Below are 22,453 nucleotides of genomic sequence, written 5' to 3' on the forward strand. Positions count from 1 at the left end.
CCGCGCCGTCGCAAGGGCCGACTGCCGGCACCAGCCGACGGTCGTGGCCGGGCGCAAACCCCAGGATCTTCCCGAATTCCAATGGATCAACACCGTGCTCGGCAACCTCAAGACCAGCCTCAGCGGGAGCTACCATGCATTTGCGTTCGCCAAGTACGCGGCCCGTTACCTCGCGGCATTCGCCTACCGCTTCAACCGACGCTTTGATCTGGCGACGTTGCCGGCGCGACTGCTGGTCGCCGCCGTGCACTGCCGGCCCGTGCCCGAGCGGGTTCTGCGACTGGCTGACTCTCGTTGCTAATCAGGAAATGTCATGCGGGGCCTTCCGGATCAGCTTTAATTCCTCAAATACACCGGCGAATCGTCTGCCAAGGTGCGGTGCCCTCTGTTCCTTGCGTACGCATCTTCCATGATTTCCGGTTTTCGGGCGCGCTGGTCATGGTTTGCCGTGGCTGTACCACCCCCTCCGAGGTCATTTGGCCTCGTCCTCTAATAACAAGGATGTATCTATGCGCGATTTTCTGTTCTTTGACACGATGCTTACCCCGAAGATCATCACCATCGTCTACTGGCTATTGCTGCTTGTGGTGGTGGTGAGTGGTCTGGGCGCGATGTTCTCCGGGAGCGGGCTTATGGGCCTCCTCATTGGGCTCGCGATTCTCGTGTTCGGAGCGATTGGTGCCCGGGTCTGGTCCGAGCTTCTGATCGTGATTTTCAAGATCAACGAGAACACAAAGAAGATGGCTGACAAGGCCTGATCAGGCTTCTTGCGACGGTAGTCCCGGACCCCTCGACCCGCATCGAAATCGTTGCGCTGGCCGAGGGATCCGGGAACCTTTGACCGGCGTCATCTGCTTAAAGCCGCTGGGCAGACTTGCCTATCCCGATCCTCGGTCACGCAGCTCTAACCTCTATGGACCGTCCGCGGTACATGCCCTCTCGCTAGAGATCCGTGCGTGTCTGGCGTCATCTACTCTGTCGGGTTGGCACTCGCATGGCCGGTCGGTGAGTGGTGACCTGCTTTGCGATCGGTTTCTCTACCGCATTCATCGGCCTATCGAGTGAAATTGGTGCGCGCCAGTACGCGGATGTGCGCAAGGCTTCCCAAGCCCAGCTCCAGCCCCAGACCAGGCGCAGTACGATCGAGACCGGACGAAATAGGGGTGTCTTCTCGTGCGGAATGGAATGATTCGTTACCCAACACCTGGGCATGCCAGTAGGAACGCCCCGATTGATTTCAAAAACGTGTATGTAATAAGCCGGTACCTGGCAGTTAGCATGGGAAAATGGAGTTTAAGGATGGAAGGATTTCTCTATTTGGGCTTTATGTTGGGATGTGTCGCTCTGGCGGTTTTTATGGCTATAGCTTCACCTGTCCCCGATCTTGCGGTTAAAAGCGGTGGAGAGGCGTTTTTATTTCTAGGTATGATAGGGTTTTTGGTTTCGGTCGGCGCGTATATCCCTGTTTTGATTTACGAGATGCACCACGATGTCGGCCATTGGGCCACGAGTGAAATGGGGTGGCTGGGCCGAATGTCTCAAGTGGTCTCGAGCATTGCGCTCGTGTACGCGTTCTTTCGTGGTTTGCCGCTGATCGGTGTATTCCTGATTTATGGAGTCATCATCGCGATTGTTGTGGCTATTGTGAGATATGTTTTCTCACTTTGATAAATGCAAGCAGAGGGTGTCTTTTGGATAATGGATGACTCTATACCGCATTCATCGGCCCATAGAGTGAAATTGACGCGCACCAGCACCAAGAGTGCGCACGGTTGCCCAGGCCCACCCGGAGGTGGCGCAATATGTTCGGGATCGAACGAACTGGGGCTGCGTATTCATGAAAAAACGGGGGGTGAGTTCAATTGATCGATGCAACAGGATCATGAAAATGGCAGCGGGCCTGGAGATGGACTCAGGGGCTGGGCCCCAATAGAACAAGCCGAAAGAACGGTTTGAAAATGGTGCATAGAGCACCAATTGACAAGGAGAGATGAGATGAACAAGAGCATGCTGAAGGTTGGTGGCGTATCCGCAATCGCGGTCGCCGTGTCGTTGGCGTTGTCCGCATGCGGAGGGGGCGGCGAGCGGTTCAGTAAGGTGGCGCACGACGGTTCGATTCTGAGCGCGGACGCTGAGGAATGGAGCTGCGTTCGGGACAGCGAAACGGGTCTTCTGTGGATGGTTCACAACGAGGAGGAAGGGAGCCTCTACTACAAGGGGAACACCCTGACTTGGTACGATCCGGATGCCGAGGGGTATGCAGGCGTTGAGGACGGAGGCCAGTGCTCGGGCAGCCGATGTGACACGGCTGGCTTCGTGGAAGCCGTTAACGAGGATGGTCTGTGCGGCAAACAGAACTGGCGCCTTCCGCATCGAGATGATCACTTCACGCTCAACGGGGCGATTTTCGGGGAAAGCCTGAGCAGCATGTCTGGAGAGTATCGTGATGCGTTGGAACTGTTCGGCCCCACGGAGTGGGGATGGAGTTCTGCGATGTCTGGGGGTGCGGGTAACTTTATGAGGATCCGCCTGCGACATCGGGTTTCTTCTCAGGCGCGACACGCTACTGATGAGTGGACGGGGGCGAGGCTCGTAGCCGACAATTAACGGACAAAGAGGGGTGGAGCCTACGCGTGGCGCCACCCCTTTTTTCTTCTGGGTCGATAAATACAGACCGTTGACCATTAGTATCCCTCGAGCTCCTCAAAAAGCTCGTCAATTGCGCCAGAGATCGCTGCGCCCATTTCGTTGAGGAACTCGTTTCGGGTTATTCCATCTGTGCCTTACCCCGCATCCAACCCGTCATCGCCCACAGAAACCCGAGAATCTCCACACCTGGACCTTCGGTTAGAGCGGCGGGCCGCTTCCCTGTGCTGAAAAAGAAACTCTCGCATTGTCGCGTTGACCAAGAATAAGCGATCGTTTAGCGTGTCCCTTTCAGAGGAAGCGATCGCTTATTTTTGAGGACCCATGAAACGCGTAACCGGCACCTTTGAGCGCAGCACCGTGGCTGGGGAGTCAGTCGAGGCCTTCATTCCCCATCCGCTGCCGCCCAAGGATCCCCCTCTTGACCTCGGCGGCGAGCTCAGTTCGCTGCTCGGCCTGGCGAACGAGAGTCTGCGGTTGCTCGAATTGGCGGGCGACCTGATCCCGTCGGTCGAGTGGTTCGTATACGCGTTCGTTCGTAAGGAAGCGGTGCTCTCGGCGCAGATCGAAGGGACGCAGGCAACGCTGATGGATCTGCTCGAGATCGAGGCCTCCGGGGAGGCGCCGGCCGACGCAGACGTTGAGGAGGTCTGCGGTTACGTCGATGCGCTCAACTTCACCTGGGACGAGGTCGGGCGAGCAGACGGCCTGCCCCTCTCGATGCGCCTCCTGTCGCAGGCGCACGCACGGCTGCTTAGTGGTGCGCGCGGCGCGCAAAAACAGTCGGGCGAAGTACGGCGCTCGCAGAACTGGATCGGCGGGACACGCCCGGGCAACGCTGCGTTCGTGCCTCCACCCCCGCATCGACTCGGCGCGCTGCTCAGCGAGTTCGAGCGGGCAATCCACGACGAGAGTGAGCTTCCGCCACTCATCCGGGTAGGACTCCTCCATGCGCAGCTCGAGACGCTGCATCCCTATCTCGACGGCAACGGCCGCATCGGACGCCTGCTCATCATGCTACTACTGCGGCACTGGGATCTACTCACCCGGCCTCTTCTCTATCTGAGCCTGTTCCTCAAAAGGCAGCGTCAGGAATATTACCGGCGGCTCAGAGCGATACGTGACGAGGGCGACTGGGAGGGGTGGCTGTCGTTCTTCCTGGAAGGCGTGGCGGAGGTCGCTGACGAGGCCGTCGCCACCGCGCGCCGGCTTCACGTCATCATTGGCGAGAACCGAAATCGCCTCCTCGCCCGCGACGACGCGACTGTGTTGAGCCTCCGTTTGTTCGAACTACTTCCAGACCACCCAATTCTCACGGTGAACCGGGCCATGGAGCTCCTCGACTGCTCGCGGCCTGCGGCGGCCAAGGCCATGCGCGTCCTTGAGGCGGCGGAAATCGTACACGCGCTCGACGAGCGCAAGAAAAATAGGGCCGTCCTGTTCGAGGACTACCTTGCGCACCTGCGGCAAGGAACCGATATCTAGCGACCATTACTCTGGCCGGCTGTGTTGCCTCATTAGGAAACGTTACCGACTTGTCCACTTCCCCCGATTAGGTCCACGCATCACTGGAGGTTTCCGGGTGTAGCGCCCAATCTTGGACCGGCATTCGAATCCTCGCAGTGATCTGTGTGCTTCCCGAATTCGGTGGGCGACTACATTGACCGAATGGACGGGAAAGAAGGCTTGCGTGTGGTCTTCCTGTCCGCAGATACGGCACTGTGTCGGGGTGACGATACGGATGGCTGACGGGTGGCTTCATGGCTCAGGACGATCCCTTCGCAGATACGGCGCGCACTGGTGATCTCTTCAGCGACTTCCCGGATCCGTCGCGAGAGGTGGAGGGCGTTTGGCCAACGCCGGATCGTTTCCCGCTCAATGTCGACGGGCGGACGGTGCGCGAGCGGGTGATTACGGACCTGGTGTCTGCGGACTCGCCGTTGGTGGTGACAGGCTACGGGGCGCTGGAAGAGCTCGTTCGTCTGGAGAGTGATCTGGGGGAGGTTCGTCCGCTTCGCATTCTCTTCGGTAACGAGCCGAGTGCGGGGGAGGGCGGTCACCGCAGTCTGAAAGCGTCGAGTTTTCCCGAAGAGGTCGAGCAGTACTGGCTGGATCGAGGGATCTCCCTGCGCCTGTCGGCCCGGCTGATTCATTTTCGGGAGCGACTCCGGGAGGGCGCCGTCGAGGCGCGGTACTGGCCCGACACGCAGCGGCCACTGCACGCCAAGATCTATCTCGGGGAGGGGGCTGTAACGCTCGGTTCGAGCAATTTCAGCAAGAATGGGCTGGAGCGTCAGCATGAGGCGAATGCGCGGTTCACTGCAACGGGTGAACCGAGGCGTTACCGCGAGGCGGCGGCGCTGGCCGAGCAGTTCTGGTCGCTTGGGCATGACTACACCGATGCGTTGCTCGCGCTGCTCGAGCGTCTGCTGCATGTCGTCGGGTGGCGCGATGCGCTGGCCCGCGCCTGCGGGGAGCTGCTGGAGGGTGACTGGGCGAAGGGTTTTCTGCAGCAGGTCGACCGCGAGGCTTTCCGTGCGCTGTGGCCGGCCCAGCGTCAGGGGATCGCACAGGCGCTGTATCTGCTGGATCGTCAGGGGGCGGTGCTGATTGCAGATGCGACGGGTTCCGGCAAGACGCGCATGGGTGCGCATCTCCTGCGGGCGCAGCAGGCGCGTATCCAGGGGGCAGGCGGGATGCCCCGCTCGGTCATGGTTGCACCCTCGACGGTCGTGGAGGAGTGGGAGCGGGAGGCCTCCCGGGCCGACACCGCGCTGGATGTCTTTTCGGTTGGCCTGCTCAGTCACGGCAGCCGCAAGGCATGGCAGCTGGATGATGCCCTGAGGCGGGCGCGCCTGCTCGCCGTGGACGAGTGCCACAACTTCCACAATCGCCGCTCGCGCCGGACACGCCGACTGTTTACCAACCATCTTGCCGATGACGTGCTGCTGTTTACCGCTACGCCGATCAACCGGAATGTCGATGACCTAGTCCGGATCGCGGATCTCCTCGGCGCCGACAACCTGCAGCCGAGCACGCTGAAGGCCCTGGAGCGGGTCAATCGTCCCGGTCGCTGGCACAACCTCGGCGAGGACGAGGCCGCCCGGCTGCGGGACGAGATCCGCACATTCACCATTCGCCGTACCAAGCGCATGTTCAATGCCCTGATTGATCGCGAGCCCGAAGCCTATCGGGATCACTCGGGACGGCCCTGCCGGTATCCGGAGCACCGCTCGTACAGCTATTCCCTGGGGGAACCGGCTGCCGACCGTGAACGCGCCAGCCGAATCCGGGGGCTCCTGGACGAACTCTACGGTGTGGTCCAGATTCCGGTGGTCCTGGAACTGAGCGCCGTACAAAGGCAGCAGGGGCTCACCGAGGACCAGTATCGCGACAACCTGCTGCTCGGGGCGCACAAGCTGGTCCGCTACCGGGTCATGGCGGCCCTGCGGTCTTCGCGTGCGGCATTGGTTGAGCACCTGTGCGGAACGGCGGTGGCTCGGGCCGTGTTCGGGTTGGAGCATTACGCCAAGTCCGCCGACACAGGAGATGTCTTGGGCAAGCTCAAGCAACCCGGGCGTGTGCCCGAGAACCGGCTGGGCGTGCCCTTGCCTGCGTGGCTTACCGATGCGGACGCCTGGGCATCAGCCCACACGCACGATCACCGGATCCTCTCGCAGGTCCTGGACGAGGTGCGCGCCATGAGTCCGGCGCGGGAGCACGCCAAGGTCGCCCATCTGGCTAGACTGGCGGCGCGCCACGAACGGGTGCTGGCTTTCGACAGCCGTCTGATTACCATCGCGGCCCTGAGCGCGCAGCTCGAAGAGCGGCTGCCGGGCGTCGAGATCTGGCAGGCCACGGGCAGCGACGAGCGAAGCCGCCAGGCGGTACTCCGCGCATTTCGGCCGGGCGACGGCGAGCAGGCCGGCGTGGCGCTGTGTTCGGACAGTCTGTCCGAGGGGGTGAACCTGCAGGCGGCCTCGGCGCTGGTCCATCTCGACATGCCCTCGGTGATACGCGTGGCCGAACAGCGAACCGGACGCGTCGATCGTCTCGACAGCCCCCATGCCGAGGTCGAGGTCTGGTGGCCTCGGGATGCCGAGGAGTTCGCTCTCAGCGCCGATGCTCGCTTCCTGGACCGGGCCGATGCGGTGACGGAGCTTCTCGGGACCAATCTCCCGTTGCCGGAAGACCTGCAGCAGCGGTCACGGGATAGCGTTGACGCTGACACCCTGATCCGCGAATACGAGCGTACCGCTCGCTCCATCGAGGAAGCCGAACCGCATGATGCCTTTGCCGCAGTGCGCGGACTGGTGGAAGGCGCGGGTGCGCTGGTCGAGCCCGACATTTATGAGTATTACCGTCAGCGCTCCGTGCGAGTGCTCTCAAGAGTCAGCGTGGTGGCCAGCGACACCGTCTGGGCCTTCTTCTGCCTGGCCGGCAGTGCGGACCGCGCGCCGCGCTGGTTTTTCTTCTCCGGCCCGGATGCCGAAGTCACGACTTCACTGGACAAGGTGGCCGCCGCCCTTCGCGAGCGACTGGCTTCGGATCCGCCCAACGGTGAAATCGACGAGCCGGCCGCGAGATGGCTGTCGCACTTTTCCGAGCGCCTCCCGGAGGCCGAGCGGGCGCAGTTGCCGCTGCGCAAGCAACGTGCCCTGCAGGAGATGGCCGAGGTCCTCAAGGGTTTTTCCGAGGAGGCGGCTCGCCAGAGGGAGCAGACACGACTCGACGCCTATCTCGATCTGCGCAATCTGCTGGCGCGAAAGTCGGAGGCGTTGACGGCCGGCGAGCCGGATTGGGAGGCAATCGCCAATCGCTGGCTGGAGCTTATCCGTCCCTACTGGTATCGCCGCCTGACCCAGCAGCGCAGGGGTTTTCTGCGCCTGCGGGACCTGCGCAAGGAGCTCATTGAGGCGGAGGCCGAACTGGGACCCGAGGTGCTGGAAGCGTTTGCCACCCTCCCGCTTCACAGCTCGGCGGAGGAGCGAGTAGTCGCGGCCATTCTCGGCATGCCCGTTCGTTGATCCGGCGCCGGCCAGGTCAGCCTGCTTCGTCGGAGAGATGGCTCATCGGCTCCATGCACGATCCACAGATAACCTCGGTTTCCGGTCGGGCCCAGACCCGCGCCTCGCAGGTCGGGCAGTTCATGCGCACACGGGGATCCGGGCGTGGCGCGGGCGGCGCGAACACCGCCGGTTTTTCGGTATCGTCGGGTATCGCGATCGTCTCGGCCGGTGCGGGGGCGCTGGCGACGGCCAGACCCTGTTCGGCCAGGGCCTCCTGCACCTGGGCAACCGATTCGGGATCGGTGGGGGCATGCCGGTCGAACCAGGGCAGTTCGAACCCGGTGGCCAGCAGGTCCGAGCAGGCCCGGGCGAACGGACCGTCGGGCTGGATGTAGTGCGTGACCCGGCGTCCGGTCTGTTTGCCCTCCGGCAGGCCGGTATCGCTCGGCACCAGACCGATTGCTTCCATCTTGCCGACCCACTCCCGGTTATGGTGGTTTGATCGGCTCGGCCGGCCGAAGCACTCCTGCCAGTGATGCACCATCTCGTGTACCAGCGTGGACAGCGCGACCTCCAGCGGATTCAGGGTGAAGTACCCCGGATGAACACCCAGCTCATGGACGATCGTGCCATCCGAGGAGATGAAGCGTTCGGCGTGGTGGTAACCTCGCTGCCGGCGGGAGCTGCGCAGCGTGATCAGACAGGGAGGCAATTCGTTGTCGAACAGCCGTTCGTTGAAATGATCGAAGGCCCGCTGCAGGGCGGAGTACATCGACAGGGTGGGGGAGTCGGTCATGGTGCGTTTCCGGCATCGAGTCTTGAGTCCCGAGATTGTATCGCCCCGTTTTTGTCACAAATCCGGTCACAAACCTGGCGAGCCGAGACCTGTCCCGTCCAGGATCGAGGTCGTCCATAGGATCGTTTCACTAAATGCTTGGAGAGAAATTGAAGGGTTATATATCAAACCCTTAATGAGGTAGTATCTTCTCAATAATCATTTCAATAGGCAGGTTCGGATGAGGAGCAAGCGAGAGGCAGCGCATCAGCGGCTCGGCCAGGCGCTTGCCAGGCTCGCCCCGGCGCGCGCAGCCGATCTTGCCCGCGAACTGGGGCTGTCGGTCCCCACCCTTCACCGACTTCTGCAGGAGACAACCGAGCCTGTCCTTGCGGCCGGGCGGGCTCGGCGCACTCGCTACGCTCTGCGCAGAGCGCTGCGAGGCGACTTCGCGCCCACTCCCATCCGTGTGATTGATGAAGCCGGCCAGCCGCACGAGTTCACGGAGCTCTCGCCCATCCAGCCGCAGGGCTGCCATGCCGACTTCGGTGGCTCGGATTGGCCTTTGGAGGATGACGACGAGAACCCCGAAGGATGGTGGGCCGGTCTGCCATACCCTTTGTACGATATGCGCCCCCAGGGCTACCTCGGGCGCCAGCTGGCGCATCGCTTGCAAGACACGCTCCAGGTGTCACCTAATCCAGAGGCCTGGAGTGACGACGATATTCTGTGGGTTCTGAGTCGTGTGGGCTTCGATCTCCCGGGCAACCTGGTCGTTGGTGATGCCGCATTCAAGGGCTGGCAGAAGGCCCGCCTGGATCCCCCTCCGATTCTCGGGGCGGATGAAATCGAAGGGATGTATGTGAAGGCGGCGGAGGAGGCCATCTCGCTGGGTCTTGCGGGCTCCAGTGCTGCGGGTGAGTTCCCGAAGTTCACCGCCCTTCGGGACCTGCAGGGCAGTCATAGTCCGCACGTCATCGTGAAGTTTTCGGGTGCGGACGAGTCCGCGACCGTGCAGCGCTGGTCCGATCTGCTGGTGGCGGAGCATCTGGCTCTGGAGGCGGTCGCGGCGCTGCCCGGCGTGCAGAGCCCGCCCAGCCGAATCCTCCAGCAACAGGGCCGCACGTTCCTGGAGGTCGAGCGCTTCGATCGCCACGGACTGTTCGGCCGCAGCGCGGTGGTGACGCTGGAGACCGTGAACGCGGCCTTGCTCGGTCATGCCCCTTCGGCATGGGACACCCTCGCCCAAGGACTGGCGGGCAAGCGTCTGCTGGCGCCGGAGGCGGTTGCAGCCATCCGCCACATCACCTGGTTCGGAAGACTGATTGCCAACAGCGACATGCACCCGGGCAACCTCGCCTTTCGACCGGAGGGCGGCCGGCTTGTCCTGTGCCCGGTCTACGACATGCTCCCGATGGCCTACGCGCCGCTCCCGGGTGGCGAGTTGCCGCGCGTGACGTTCGAGCCCGCCCTGCCATTGCCCCGTGAACATGGCGTGTGGGTCACTACTTGTCACACCGCAATTGGGTACTGGCAAACCGTGTCGGATGACACCCGCATCAGTGCCGCGTTTCGCAGGATTGCATCCGAAAACGCCGTCGAGCTTCAAAGGTGCATGGCACTCGTTGCGCCCTGACGGGGCGTTGCGCAGTGCCCATTGGATGCCCGGCGTCTGCCGGGAGGCACGCTGTTTGCGCGCGCAAACAGCGTGCCTCCTTGCGTACACTGTCCTTGAACATGCCGCATGACCTGCGGGCATCGCCGTGGAACATGAAAAGCGCCAAGGTGACGGTTCGCCTGCCCAAAGGGGATGCGAACGCGCATGTCATGACCGTGACCGAGATGCTCGGTCGTCTGTCGATGAGCGGCAGGGTCAGCCCGCGCCGAGACTGGTGCCGAACGCCACCACCGTCCGGGCCATGCGTGTGCTGGAATCCGGCCAGGGCAAGCGGGCCGACACCGTTGCAGGGTTGTTCCGGGCCTTGGGAATCTGATGCGCCTCCCGTTGCCCCGACCTGCAACAGGCAGCGGTTTGTGTGAACGGCGCTGGAGTTCATGGCCATGACCACACGAACCGGAGATACCCGTCAAACGACCGTGCGCCTGCCGAGCGAGACGTATCGACGCCTGATGGTGCCGGCCGACAAGATGGGCCGCACGATGACCGACTGCATCCGCGAGGCTGTTGAAGAACACTTGACCGACCTTGAGGGCATCGACCAGGCCGATCAGACGCTGGCGCGGATCCGGTGCGGCGAGGAGTCGGTGATCGGTTCCGAGGCGTTGTGGCGTGACCTGCACGGTTGAGTTCGCCCGCCCCGCTCAGTCGATATCCCCGCTGCACCAGGCGTGTGACAGGAGATGGCCGAATGCTCGGAGCTATTATTGGTGACATGGTGGGAGCTCCCTGGGAGTTTCGGCGCATCACCACGAAGGACTTCCCGCTGTTCAATGACCGCAACGGGATTACCGACGACAGCATCATGACGGTCGCGGTAGCCGACGCCCTGTTGCACGACAAGGATCCGGCCGAAACGATGCGGGAGTGGGCCCGGAAGGTTCGGCCGGCCCCTCACCTGGGTGGATATGGCAAGAAGTTCTTTAGCTGGCTCGCGGCGCCGACCGTCCAGGCCCCCTACGGAAGTTTCGGCAACGGAGGCGCGATGCGGGTGTCGCCTGTCGCATGGCTGACACATTCGCTTGATGAGTGCCTTGAGTCGGCCCGAAAGGTCACCGAGGTCAGTCACGATCATCCCGAAGGGCTCAAGGGTGCGCTGGCGACGGCGCATGCCGTGTGGCTTGCTCGGCAAGGCGTGGATGCGGCCGAGATTCGGGCGGCACTGGAATCTGCGTACGGCTACGATCTCAGCCCGAGCGTGGATGGGTTCCGTTCGGTTCACGAGCACAACGAGACCGCGCCCGGGACGGTTCCACCGGCCATCGTTTGCGCATTGGAATCCGAGGATTTTGAGGATGCCTTGCGCAATGCCGTGTCCATGGGCGGGGATGCAGACACGCTGGCAGCCATTGCGGGCAGCGTGGCGGAATCCCTGCACGGGATCCCCGATGTGATGATCGAGTCCGCCCTGCCGCACATTCCCGCAGTGATGCGGGAGGTGATCAGTGTTTTCGACTCGGGGCGCTAGGGCGCTAGGGCTAGCGTAAAGGCCCCCCTGCGAGTGGCGCGGAGGGGCCGATAGTGCTATCGAGCAGGGTCCAGGGTTATCCAGCCGGACGGCTCTTCGGGCATGCCGGTCTCGATCCAAAGGCCGTGGGCCGTGGCTTTTTTCTGGATGGCCTCGGATAGGCCTTTCCGGGCTCTATTGTGTCCATGCTGGATAAAGACCTTCTTGCTGGCCATCGTTTGGCGGCTTCCGCTGCCTTGGGGAAACTCGTGTACTACCCAATCGACCAATTCCGCCTGGTCCGCATGGGCAGAATATCCCGATAGAGTCGATATCGATGCCTTGATGTCGCGACGCGGCAGCGAAGGTCCGCCGGGTTGCTTCCAGGACAGATTGTCTCGGAGTTTGCGTCGTTCAGAGTTTGGGACGGGGGCGAGTTCCTGAAGCTTGTTGCCGATGGATCCGGGGGCACAATATCCCGTCAAGGCGACTTCATTGTCGGCCGATTTTAGGAGATCTGGAAGCCAGCGGATTGCCGGGCCAGCGTCGCACATCCCCGAGCTCATCACGGCGACCCGTGGGCCTGCTTGAGCAAGCTCGACGTCGTTTGCGCCTTTCTTGTCTACCCTAAAGAGTGAGCGCCACTGGGCCGAGATCGCATTGCCCGGCGGTTCATTGGGGATTGGCGTCGCAGGTGCAGCACAAAGTGCTTGTTTGCAAAGATTGTGGGCGTGATCAAAATGGTCAGGATCGTCCTTGTCGAGCCCAAGATCTCGGAACACCTGCTTGCCAAGCCAAAGAGGGCGGACCTTGCCCCTATTGCCTTGGGGCCCCACCTTGCTGAGAGCTTTCACAGTGATCTCGTTGATTTTTTCTGCGAGAGGTGAAGCTAGGATGAAGTCCATCCCTGCGTAACGCTCTGGATTGCTGGCGACCACAAAATGGATGTCGAAAAGGACATCTTGCGTGCGTGCGGTACTGAAAGCAGGGATTGCCAGTGTCCCGCCCGTCTTCATCGCTCGGTCCATTGCTTCCGCGAGGCGGCTTCTTCTATTGACGGGGTCCGTTTCCTCGGGAGGCCGGGCCCGGTCTCCGTAGGTAGATTCAACCACCGCAAAATCAGCGGGCGCTGGATGCATCAGGTGCCGTGAGAAGGGCGCAACTTCCTGGTCTTCCCTGCCCGGGCCGATGTCTCCTGAGAAGACGATGCTCGTTTGCTCTGATTTGGGATCACCCCAGAGTATTGTCGCGCTGACAGATCCCAGGATGTGCCCGCTTCGGAAGAATCGGATAAACAGGTCGTCTGCAACCGGGTGGTAATCGCCAAACTTGGTCGTGCCGCCGGGGGTGTGGAAGTGGATTCGTTCCACGTCTTTCAGCTCGAACGACGTGTCTTGTTGTTTCGCTGCGTCGCCCAATAGAAGTTCCGCAAGCTCCTTGGTTTCCTCCGTGCAGTAGACGGTTCCTTCGAAACCACGTTTGTAGAGCTCAGGGATCAATCCGCAATGGTCCACATGGGCATGGGTCAGTATTACGAATCGGATGGTTTTGGGGTCAAAGGGCCACTCGTCACCGGCATTCCACTGATCAGCGGTGGGTTCGCCCTGCTGCATGCCGCAGTCCACGAGGAAACTCCATCCGCGGGTTTCGTCCCGCATCCAGGTGCATGATCCGGTGACTTTTCCCAGAGGGCCGACGAATCGAATTTGCATGGTCATTGCGATCTCCTTGGTTTTTTCGTTTATCGCCCATGCAGATTGAAGTGTGGCTCGCCCGCGCAGCAATCAAAGTGCACCGGTATGCACCGATGCACTTTGGCGAGATCAACGTGGGCGCTTTATGCTGGCCCATTCCAAACGGCGAGTAGCGATCCATGACGAGCCTTGATGAGATGCGGCGGAAGGCCAACTACAGGTCAATGAAGCGCTTGGCCGAAGCGCTCTGCGAGGCTGTGCCCGAGGAGCCCAGGCAGTCCCGATCGGTCGGCGCAAAGCTGAGTGACCTGAACCACGGAAAGACGGGATGGTGGGAGCGGAACAGCCGGTTTGCAGAAAGGCTTGCGGCTCTGCTCGGGTGTAGCAAGAGCGATCTCGGGATCCATGCTGCAGCCGACCCACTGGCCACTTATCGCTTCGAAGGATTTCCGGAGATACGACCTCTGGATCTGCGTCGTGAGGAGGCCTGCCGTGTGGGGTATTTCAGCCACAAAGATCGTGACTGCAGCAGTGAGCTGGATCCCTGGTTGGGCGTGCGGCCGGGTGTCGCCGCCGGTCATGGTCTGCTCCGCGGCGTGTACTGGGTTTTTTTCCCACCGGGTACCGGTCTCGACCTTTTCTGGAAGCAACTTAACGTTTCAGGGCCGTTCGAATGCATCGCTGCGACATCCGTCCACGACGTGAACGAACGTCTCCTGGATCCGGCGCCGCTCTGTCTGAGGGTTTCAGACTCCAAAGGGTGGAAGGATAAGAAGGCATTGGAGCGGCGTGCTCCGCTTGGGTCCGTCCTGATTGCGGCTCCATTTCCCCTGCCAGAGGAATTTGTCAGTAGGTCGAGTTTGGGGCGGCTTCTGGAAGACCTCAGCGATAGCGGTTTGAAGGGGTACGAATTTATATTGATGCGCGACTGGCATCAACGGTTGATCGATTGGCTGGCTTCCCGGCTTCGCGCTCAAGGCGGACGGAAATGGGACAGTGATCGATTGCGGCAATGGGTAAGTGATCTGCCCGAGTCTGGGTTGGTACCAACTCCGCGAGCCCTGGTCGAGGTCGCTGGCCTGTCGTATCGCATCGGTTCGGGAAGACTGCCCAGCCCAGTTGGGGACGATGCCGCCGAGCAATGGCTTTCATTGGTGATTAGTGGGGATCCAAAGACTCAGCGGCTGTTCCGAGATTGCGTGAGGGCCTGGCTCTTTTCGGCTGACGTGCTATGGGGATCATGGATCGGGGCAGAAGATTGGAAGCGAGTGGTTGAGACTGCCGTTGAAGCCATTCAGCCGCACGATAGTCGGGAAGTGGCTCTCTCGTTGCTGCCTGAGCCGATTCCCCAAGACCCATCTTCTGCATCGATGCTCGATGAGGCAGTAGGAGCTGCAGATCGTCTCACCGAGGCGGGCTTGCTGGAAGAAGATGCGATGGGTGCGAGGAGAATGACCCCCCACGTGGCCGTCCACGCGATCGCCGTGGGAGATCTGCAGCAGGTTATCGCGAATGGGGACCTTGGTGATTGGGGTGCTTTGTCCTTTGATCCGGAGCGGTCTGCCCTCGTGGAGGATGCGCTGGCGGATCTTGGCGTAGATCAGATTCAGGTGTGCGCTGAGCGCAGCGTTCGCAATGCGGTGTTCGATGCAGCGAACATCGGCGCAGCCGAGGCGGTATTCCTGGCCGGTGGGCAAACCCTGAAGGAATCAGGGGGTGCCCCGCAGTCCATGATCCATCTTAGGGACCTTGTCCTGGATCGGCTGTTCCGGAATGAAGTTGCGGCCGGGCAATCCTTGTCGGCCACATCTACCAGGGCTTATGGGTGGCTAGCAGCGTGCTGGTCCTGGAGTCTTTACACGGAACGTCCGACATTCCAGCTCCCGGTCGGATGGCAACAATTATTCCCAGGGTGGGTGGATACGCCCAGTCTGGAGTTGCATGGGGATATCCAAATCCCTGATGCGAGCGTTGGCCTTTCAGGGCTTCCCCCGGCGCAGCAACGACTGATCGATCTTGCGGGCGAGATTGCGGACCGGATTCCGACGCCCCTAATTGATGCCCAGGCAGTCTTTCACCCTAGTTTGTTGTCGCGGGCCGTGCGGGATGGCTCCTTGGTGCTCTGGGCATGGTGGGAAACCGTTATGTCCGTGGAGTGGTCTCGGGATGTCTTGTCTAGGAAGTTGCATGGGTCGAAGGATTACACGCAGGCTTTGATCCGCGTTTTTCGGGCCCTTCCGCGAGGTGGCGCTGAACTTAAGCAGCTCCAGCTTTGGCTCTTGGGCGCTTCGGGCGTTAAAAAAGATCTGCTTGAGAAGGCCGAAGCTGGTGCATTCGTGGCCGGCCTGGATGGTGAACAGTTGGCAATCGTGGCTTCGGTGTTCCCCTTGATGCCCGTTACCATTCAAAGAGGCATTTTGGACCATTGTCGGGACCGGACGGATGCCTGGGATTGGTGGCAGCGTATTGAAGACGGGCTCACCCCCGAATTGAAGAACGAGGTGGTCGGTTGGGTAGAGAACTCCGGGCCGGAAAGTCGTGCAGCTGCGACATGGCTCTGGAGGGAACAACCCCAAGAAGCAATCAGGATGCTGGAGAAGCATTTGGGCAGGGAGACTGGTGGCAAGCTATTGGAGAGCTATGCCGGGCACCAAAAATCATTGGAGAGGGTTGTCTCGCTTTTGGAGTGCCGTAGCGGACCTTGTCCACGTGAGATTCGCTCCTTCGCAATGGCGCAGCTCGCGGAGTCAGGGCATCTCGCTCCGCGGCTGCTGGCATTGATGGCGTGATCTTCGGCCCTTTCTCTGTGTTAGAAAGGCGCTTGGGTTCTGTCTTCTACGGCTTCATGCGGCCATACCGCGTGCTCCAGCCGACAGGGCCAGGTGAGACAGTTGGGTGGCAAGGGCATGTGCGGAACGGTTGATTCGCTCTGCCGATAACACCTTGGGCTCTACGCACGGGTCGTTGTTGTGTCGCCCACCAACACCAGACAATCAGAAGCACTGATCACCCGTCGCACTCCGTCTACGCTTGGAAATGCGGAGAATGATCCGCATAATCTCCGCATAATATGCGGAGATTGGTGTGCGATATATCTGGGAACTGACCGGTTGGCCCCACTGGCAGTGGGACGCGGAACATATCGCGCCGATGCTGGCCGCGGCCGCGCGCGAGCAGGGCCGGCTGCTCGGGCGGATGCAGGGGTTGGGTTTCGCGCTACGTGAGGAAGCGTCGCTGCGGGTGCTGTCGGAGGATATCGTGGACTCCGGCGCCATCGAGGGCGAACGGCTACCCCTGGATCAGGTGCGCTCTTCCCTGGCACGTCGCCTCGGCCTGGAGGCCGGGGGACTGGTCGCTTCAGGGCGGGATGTCGACGGCATGGTCGACCTGATGCTGGATGCCACGAAGGCCTTTGACCGTGAGCTGACGGTGGATCGGCTGTTCGACTGGCATGCGGCCCTGTTTCTGACGGGGCGTAGCGGAATAACGCGGATTCCGGTCGCGCGCTGGCGGGATGACGAAGAAGGGCCGATGGAGGTGGTGTCGGGGCCCGTGGGCCGGAAGACGGTGCACTTCTCCGCGCCACCGGCCGAACGAATCCCGGGGGAGGTCGACGCTTTCTTCGCCTGGTTTAAGACACCCGGACCGCTGGATCCGCTATTGGTGGCGGGGCTGGCTCATCTCTGGTTCGTGACGATTCACCCGTTCGCGGATGGAAACGGGCGTATCGCGCGGGCGATCGCCGATATGGCGCTGGCACGAGCGGATGGGTCGGCGGAACGTTTCTACAGCATGTCCGGGCAGATCCTTCGGGAACGCAGTGACTATTACGCGATCCTGGAGCGGACCCAGAAACAGGAGGACCTGGACATCACCCTGTGGCTGGAATGGTTCCTCGGCTGCCTGCGGCGTTCGCTGGACAGCGCCCAAGATGCGCTCGAGCACGTGCTGTACAAGGCGCGATTCTGGGAGCGGTTCGCCACGGAGCCGCTCAATGCCCGACAGATCAAGGTGCTCAATCGTCTGCTGGATGGGTTCGAAGGCGGGATGACCTCTTCGCGCTGGGCCCGGATGGCCAAGTGTTCGCAGGACACGGCACAGCGTGACATTGCGGACCTGGTGGGCCGGGACGCGTTGAAGAAGAACCCGGGCGGTGGACGCAGCACGAGTTATTCCTTGCCGGACACGTTCCGATGACCCGGCGCTTGGCACCGGGTCGACAAGGAATGCTGCAGGGATCCAGCACTGTTCATGCGGGGTGCGCCCAGGAATCTGCGGGAACCTGGCTGTTACCTTCAGCGCATCTGAACCGCTTGGACCTGTACTGATGCAGCATCATTGCGCAGATGAGGTCGAAGTCTTCCCAGGTTGTATGACCAGTTCCCACTCACCCGGTCGCAACCCCGCTTGCAGCAGATTTCGTACATCGTCCGCATGCGCCTGGAAGTTCTCGATCAACGCGGACACATCAAGGGTCTCGCCCGTAGTGGAGACGAGCCAAAGTCGCCAGGGATACTTCTGATCCCGGTAGGCAAGGGCGCGGCGGCGCTCGCTTTCGGAAAGGAAGAAAGCCACGTCCGCATTGAGCGTTGGCACTCGCTTTGCCTCGACTAGCAAAGCGGTCTTGGCGTCCTCATCGGGTACCAGTACGTCAAAGCCGACATCGCCGAGGTACTCGCTTACGTGCAGAAAGGCGCGAAGACCCCCTTCCTCGTCGAGCCGCGCATACCGTTCGGCTCCGGGCTCACCCAGTAATGGAAGAGAGGCTTCGATCGCCTGGTGGAAGCCCCCCGGATCTCGCTCCTTCCACTCGTTGGCTTGTCGTATCGCGAGGTTGAGGATCGCATCTTCGGCCCGGCGCCCACCCGACATCTGGCGGTGGGCCTTTTCCATCCAGGCTTGATCTGAGATCGCGGCGCGAGGGGCGCCCATTCCGGGGGTTCCCCCGAATGGACGCAGCAGCGGCGGTGCGCCATCGGCCTTGGGCAACGAGGTGATCGGGATCTGTCCATGGGCAAAGTCCATGGCCGCTCGGGAGGGAGCGAGATCACCCTCAAGCGGCAGCCCGAACCGTAGGCGGAGTGCCTGATCGGCATCGAAACCCAGGCGCTGGAAGGCCGGTTCTTCCAGATCCGTGATGCCTTGTCCGAGGTGGTTCAACTCCTCCAGTAGTGCTTCCGTCCACGAGTTCCGGCCCCGCCGCTCGGCGGCTGCGGCGATGTACGGCGTGCGGTTAGTCGTCAGAAAGCGATCGCGATGGGTCGTATGGAAATCGACCAGTGGCACTAGGCGTTGAAACTCGGAGTCATCGTTGAGTGCATTTTCAAGGCGGCGCCGCAGCGTGTCCTCGTCGACATCACGGACACCCGGCTGGCCATCTGGTGAAGATCTCTCCCACAGGGCGGGCGTTACGGTCATGCCCGGTTGAACGACACCGTTCTTCACTTCTCCGTAGTCCCGGAGAACACCCAGAACTCGTTCCTCCCACAACGCCCTGCGTGGGCCGTCGAGGCGCGCCTCCTGCAACCGTCCTCGCCATTGCTGGATTTCCGCTTCACTGAGGTTGTAGTCGCGGCGAAAGCGTGCGAGCGAACTGCCGGGGTGCTGCTTCAGGCGGGTCTGGCTCCAGGCGTACAGGCCGTCCCGAAAGAAGGTGACGAAGGCCCGGCTCCCACACAGCAGCTCGCTGAGCGGGCCGGCGCATTCCATCAAGGGTGGTTCGTGACCGTCGAAGCAGATCGCCCTGCGTCCGTCGGGCAGGGGGAGGAGAAACACGTCGCCAAGATCATCCCGGCCCCGCTCGGCCGACTTTCCTGCAAACGTCCAGCGGACCCAAACACGTTCGTAGTGCTGGACTTCAAGGGCGGACTGGTTGCGGATCGCATCTTGTTCATCGAATTCTTCGCGGGCCGTCGATGCGGCGGCGAGTGCATCGGGAAGCGCTTCCCAGATGTGTTCCCGAAGGCGGGCTGCCAGCGTGCTGTTGGTCTCCCCTTCCCATTTGACCTCCGGGGGTCCCGGAGCGAAGTGCACCAGGCCCAGGGCCTCGGCCTTTGCCTTGGTGGCGCCGCGGAACGTCCAGATCCTTACATCGCGAAACGCCGACAACGCGGAGGAATCAGCGCCACCGGGGTCGTGCCAGATATTGTCTCCGGGTTGGCCCCATTCCAGGCTGCGGGTGGCTCCATCGCGGTCGACATAGCGGTACAGCAAGGGAATCTCTGGCGACGGCTCGACCCGGAAGGCGCCCTCCACAAGCCGTCGGTACAGGTCGCCTAGGCCGCGTTCGTCTTCCTTTGCACGTGAGGATGCCCGCAGGCGTCCCAGCGCACGGAGGATCCGTTCCTCGGATTGGGTTTGCGTCGGGTTTTCGATCCCCAGGTCGTTCAGCCAGTCCGGTATTCCATGGTCGCGCGCGACGGTCAGACGCGGGAGGAGCTGAGTGCGAAAGCCAGACTGTGTCTGCACCCAGAGATCGAGTGGTGCATACGGCGCACCTTCACCGACTCCGGCCTCCAGCTGGATCCGCGACCCCTCTGTCGTGCCGTCGTGGATCCAGCGTGTACCCCGGAGCTGCTCGCGTGCCGTGGACCCAAGGCTGGCCGCGAACACCGGATGCAGGTCTCGTGACCAATGCTGAATGATGGAACGCCCGAGCATTTCGGATGGCGCATCGGGCCAGTTCGGTATCCCTCCATTTCCGTCAATGGGCAGCACGCCGACACCGAATAATCGACAGGCGCGGTCCACGTCGAGCGAGGGTGGATTTTCGACGTGCGTGTCACTGGTGAGGTCGACAATGACCGACGCCAGTTCGGCTTCGTCGAGGCGAGGCCAGGGGCCTCCATCACTGCGGGTTACATGCGCAGCCGGTTCCCATCCGCCTCGCGTCGGGAGACACAGTGATCGAAGGTTCTGTGCGGCGCGGCGCAGCGTGGTTCCCGGCTCGAGCGAGAGCCGCCAGGCGGGACCGCCGGGTGTTGTAAGCGCCCTGGTGAGTACCGACTCGACACCACCCTGCGAGGGTTCTTCGGATGCCAGCTTCAATGCCGCGCGCAGAAGTTGCCGGTGTTCCCGTGCGTTCTCGCCAGGCTGCAGCTGCGCCAGTAGCTCGGGGCGACTGAATTCCATCAGCCCGAACTTGGTGTCATCACGTTGCATGCCGGGCGGCACGAATACGGTGACGTATGTCCCCTGGTTCTGCACCACGGGCGGCAAGGATTCCAGCGCTTGAGGGTCACCCCGTTCCCGACGCAAATAGATTCGGTCCGCCGTGCCGCGCCTCTGACCCGGCTTGCTGCGCACCATCGGTCGCGCCACCGGCACGGGAGCATCGACCGCCGACTCGCCAGTCTCCTGCACGATGGGCAGCACGGGTGCAGCTGATCGCTCGACGATCTCCAGCAAGGCCTCGTGCCAGCGATAAAGCGCCTGCTGACCTGCGCATGAAGGGTTCCGGTAGGCGTAGGAAGCCCAGCCCTCAAGGGCCGAGAAGAGGTCGGTGTATCGCTGCAGGCTCCAGTACTGATTCTCGGGGAAGCTTCGCCGGATCAAATCCCGAAGCGCTTCGTCGTCATTCAGCAGCAGGCGTCCGACCTCGAACGTCAGGTGCTCGCAGCGACAGCTTTCCGGAGGAAAAAACGCCCAGAAGTCCTCGCGCAGTACAAGCTCCGGGCGTTTCCATAAATCATGGACGATCAAGTTGGCGGCGCGCCGTACCAGATGACGGTTCCAGCCAGCCGGGTCCGATGCGGATTCCTCTTCGTCGGCGGTGAGCGGGCGCAGGGCGAGCGCGCGCCGGGAATTACTCAGGTAAAAGTCCGCCTGGACGTCCACACCGAATCCGGCTTCCTGTTCGGTCGGTAGATAGGACCAGTACAGACCCGAGTGGCGCTGGGCGTATCCATCCGGCCCGGATACGGTGCAGGCCATCACCCGGACACGGGCTTCATCGAGCTCCAGACCGGTGTCGCGCTGAACGGCTTCGCTCACCGCAATCTTCTCCGATTCGGATATCGCGATCTCTCGCTGGCGGTCCGTCAGCCGGTATTCCGTCATCTGGTCGCCCGACTCCAGCCGGATCGACAGGTCAGCCGGATGCGGTGCGCGGGCCTCCAGGAAGCGGAGCGGAACGCGCATTAGTTCGTGAACGGTCTCTTCCAGGACGGAGGCGCGTTCGGGGCGGACATCAACCAGTCGGATGACTGTTTGATAGTCGGAGAAGCGCCCGTTCGTGTCCGTCTCCAGCAGTTCCGGCGTGTAGAAGCTGGCGACCTCGGGGCTCGCCCATGTGACCACGGGTGCGGGTTGCAGCCGGCTGGGATGGCGCATGCGCAGGCCCCACCAACTACCGTCATCTAGCCGACTCCAAACCTCTGCTTCGGGCGCGGCCGCGAACACCGAGCGGAACCCCACCCCCTTATTACCGACGCTTTCCTTGGCGCTCTTGGTCGAGGAGTGCAGGCTCAGCAGTGCGTGAAAGTCGCTACGGCGCGGCGTCTGTCCGGCATGGGCGCTTACCGGATCGCCATCGTTGGCCACCTCCAGGCATCGGGTTTCCGGGTTCCACAGAACAAGGATGCGCTCCCTCGAACGGTCGAGGGCGTTTTGCAGCAATTCGAAGACCACGCGCCCGGAATAGTCCTGGACGAGGGAACGCTCTGCGCCCAGGTCACGCGAGCGCGCTGATTCAGGAAGGCGGCGGTGCTCCTCAAGATGCTGCTGGAGCAGATCGTGGATTGCTGCGCGGCTGGGGTACTTCGAAACCATGGCAGTGGGCAGTCCTTTGCAAGTTGGAAGATCGTCCAGGTTGATCGTTACTGGTGGGCGCGACAGGCAGGTGCCAAGTGTGGCCAGTGGGATTTTTGTGCGAACCCGGTCTTTAGGGTTTTCGGTCAGGTCGTAGTGCGGCTACCACAGAGAACAACAAACGAAATGCCTCCGCAACTGGAGGCCGCACGGGAGACGCATCCGTTCGTGCGGTCTGCTTTGAAAAGTGATTCTCAAAAAGTTGGCTGCTCTTGGATTGAGTGCGGTTTCGCGCCCGCGAAACGACGGCTGGGGCCCGGCTTGGAGAGTTCATCGAGCTCAACGTGGAAGATCATCTGAGGGTCAGGCTGGCACACATTCTGTGCCATCGCGGTACAGTTTCATGCGCGCTTGGAGGGCACAATCGGCGCGAATTGGTTTTTTGGCGGATGCGGT

14 protein-coding genes are annotated in these 22,453 nt (G+C 61.9%); 11 read left to right on the forward strand and 3 right to left on the reverse strand.

Annotated elements, in window-relative coordinates:
- The 6 genes from F572_RS14665 to F572_RS0101545 all read left to right on the forward strand — a co-directional run.
- On the forward strand, positions 1–301 hold a 301-nt coding region (locus F572_RS14665; protein ID WP_038033915.1), incomplete at its 5' end, for a transposase.
- A gap of 208 nt (positions 302–509) precedes the next feature.
- Positions 510–758 (forward strand): DUF4282 domain-containing protein, encoded by a 249-nt coding sequence (locus tag F572_RS0101525; protein ID WP_018158318.1) that lies wholly within the window; start codon positions 510–512, stop codon positions 756–758.
- Between the two features lie 541 nt (positions 759–1,299).
- Positions 1,300–1,668, forward strand: a complete 369-nt coding sequence (locus F572_RS0101530) for a hypothetical protein (RefSeq protein ID WP_018158319.1) — start codon at positions 1,300–1,302, stop codon at positions 1,666–1,668.
- A 327-nt stretch (positions 1,669–1,995) separates the two neighbouring features.
- Entirely contained in the window at positions 1,996–2,607 is a 612-nt protein-coding gene (locus tag F572_RS0101535) for a DUF1566 domain-containing protein (RefSeq protein ID WP_018158320.1), read from the forward strand.
- A gap of 363 nt (positions 2,608–2,970) precedes the next feature.
- Positions 2,971–4,131, forward strand: coding sequence for a Fic family protein (locus tag F572_RS0101540; protein WP_018158321.1), 1,161 nt, complete (start codon positions 2,971–2,973; stop codon positions 4,129–4,131).
- A 275-nt stretch (positions 4,132–4,406) separates the two neighbouring features.
- A complete protein-coding gene (locus F572_RS0101545) occupies positions 4,407–7,673 on the forward strand; it encodes an SNF2-related protein (protein ID WP_018158322.1) in 3,267 nt (1,088 codons plus the stop codon).
- Between the two features lie 16 nt (positions 7,674–7,689).
- On the opposite strand, the gene F572_RS0101550 is transcribed toward F572_RS0101545, so the two are convergent.
- Complete coding sequence (locus F572_RS0101550) at positions 7,690–8,451, reverse strand: SprT-like domain-containing protein (RefSeq protein WP_018158323.1); 762 nt, start codon at positions 8,449–8,451, stop codon at positions 7,690–7,692.
- Between the two features lie 220 nt (positions 8,452–8,671).
- Here F572_RS0101550 and yjjJ point away from each other — a divergent pair, with 220 nt between their 5' ends.
- From yjjJ to F572_RS0101565, 3 genes are all read left to right on the forward strand, one after another.
- On the forward strand, positions 8,672–10,066 hold the full coding sequence (gene yjjJ, locus F572_RS14675; RefSeq protein ID WP_018158324.1) for a type II toxin-antitoxin system HipA family toxin YjjJ: 1,395 nt from the start codon (positions 8,672–8,674) through the stop codon (positions 10,064–10,066).
- 425 nt (positions 10,067–10,491) lie between these two features.
- A complete protein-coding gene (locus F572_RS0101560; RefSeq protein WP_018158325.1) occupies positions 10,492–10,737 on the forward strand; it encodes a ribbon-helix-helix protein, CopG family in 246 nt (81 codons plus the stop codon).
- Positions 10,738–10,799: 62 nt separating this feature from the next.
- Complete coding sequence (locus F572_RS0101565) at positions 10,800–11,576, forward strand: ADP-ribosylglycohydrolase family protein (RefSeq protein WP_026181385.1); 777 nt, start codon at positions 10,800–10,802, stop codon at positions 11,574–11,576.
- Between the two features lie 56 nt (positions 11,577–11,632).
- Here the strand turns inward: F572_RS0101565 and F572_RS0101570 are convergent, their stop codons facing one another.
- On the reverse strand, positions 11,633–13,273 hold the full coding sequence (locus tag F572_RS0101570) for an MBL fold metallo-hydrolase (protein WP_018158327.1): 1,641 nt from the start codon (positions 13,271–13,273) through the stop codon (positions 11,633–11,635).
- Between the two features lie 155 nt (positions 13,274–13,428).
- Between F572_RS0101570 and F572_RS15595 the strand changes: the two genes are divergently transcribed.
- Positions 13,429–16,038, forward strand: coding sequence for a hypothetical protein (locus F572_RS15595; RefSeq protein WP_155984564.1), 2,610 nt, complete (start codon positions 13,429–13,431; stop codon positions 16,036–16,038).
- Positions 16,039–16,333: 295 nt separating this feature from the next.
- Positions 16,334–17,446 carry a Fic family protein gene (locus tag F572_RS0101585; protein ID WP_018158330.1) on the forward strand — a complete coding sequence of 371 codons (1,113 nt, stop codon included), beginning with the start codon at positions 16,334–16,336 and terminating at the stop codon, positions 17,444–17,446.
- Positions 17,447–17,584: 138 nt separating this feature from the next.
- Here F572_RS0101585 and F572_RS0101590 read toward each other — a convergent pair whose 3' ends face one another.
- Positions 17,585–22,018 carry a sacsin N-terminal ATP-binding-like domain-containing protein gene (locus F572_RS0101590; protein WP_018158331.1) on the reverse strand — a complete coding sequence of 1,478 codons (4,434 nt, stop codon included), beginning with the start codon at positions 22,016–22,018 and terminating at the stop codon, positions 17,585–17,587.
- Between the last annotated feature and the right edge of the window lie 435 nt (positions 22,019–22,453).

It is taken from the genome of Thioalkalivibrio sp. ALE14 (genome assembly GCF_000376845.1).
Classification (GTDB): domain Bacteria; phylum Pseudomonadota; class Gammaproteobacteria; order Ectothiorhodospirales; family Ectothiorhodospiraceae; genus Thioalkalivibrio.

Excerpts from the sequence above, each read along its gene's own strand:
- F572_RS0101525 (WP_018158318.1), top strand. The coding sequence starts at position 510 with ATGCGCGATTTTCTGTTCTTTGACACGATGCTTACCCCGAAGATCATC.
- F572_RS0101530 (WP_018158319.1), top strand. The coding sequence starts at position 1,300 with ATGGAAGGATTTCTCTATTTGGGCTTTATGTTGGGATGTGTCGCTCTG.
- F572_RS0101535 (WP_018158320.1), top strand. The coding sequence starts at position 1,996 with ATGAACAAGAGCATGCTGAAGGTTGGTGGCGTATCCGCAATCGCGGTC.
- F572_RS0101540 (WP_018158321.1), top strand. The coding sequence starts at position 2,971 with ATGAAACGCGTAACCGGCACCTTTGAGCGCAGCACCGTGGCTGGGGAG.
- F572_RS0101545 (WP_018158322.1), top strand. The coding sequence starts at position 4,407 with ATGGCTCAGGACGATCCCTTCGCAGATACGGCGCGCACTGGTGATCTC.
- F572_RS0101550 (WP_018158323.1), bottom strand. The coding sequence starts at position 8,451 with ATGACCGACTCCCCCACCCTGTCGATGTACTCCGCCCTGCAGCGGGCC.
- yjjJ (WP_018158324.1), top strand. The coding sequence starts at position 8,672 with ATGAGGAGCAAGCGAGAGGCAGCGCATCAGCGGCTCGGCCAGGCGCTT.
- F572_RS0101560 (WP_018158325.1), top strand. The coding sequence starts at position 10,492 with ATGACCACACGAACCGGAGATACCCGTCAAACGACCGTGCGCCTGCCG.
- F572_RS0101565 (WP_026181385.1), top strand. The coding sequence starts at position 10,800 with ATGCTCGGAGCTATTATTGGTGACATGGTGGGAGCTCCCTGGGAGTTT.
- F572_RS0101570 (WP_018158327.1), bottom strand. The coding sequence starts at position 13,273 with ATGACCATGCAAATTCGATTCGTCGGCCCTCTGGGAAAAGTCACCGGA.
- F572_RS15595 (WP_155984564.1), top strand. The coding sequence starts at position 13,429 with ATGACGAGCCTTGATGAGATGCGGCGGAAGGCCAACTACAGGTCAATG.
- F572_RS0101590 (WP_018158331.1), bottom strand. The coding sequence starts at position 22,018 with ATGGTTTCGAAGTACCCCAGCCGCGCAGCAATCCACGATCTGCTCCAG.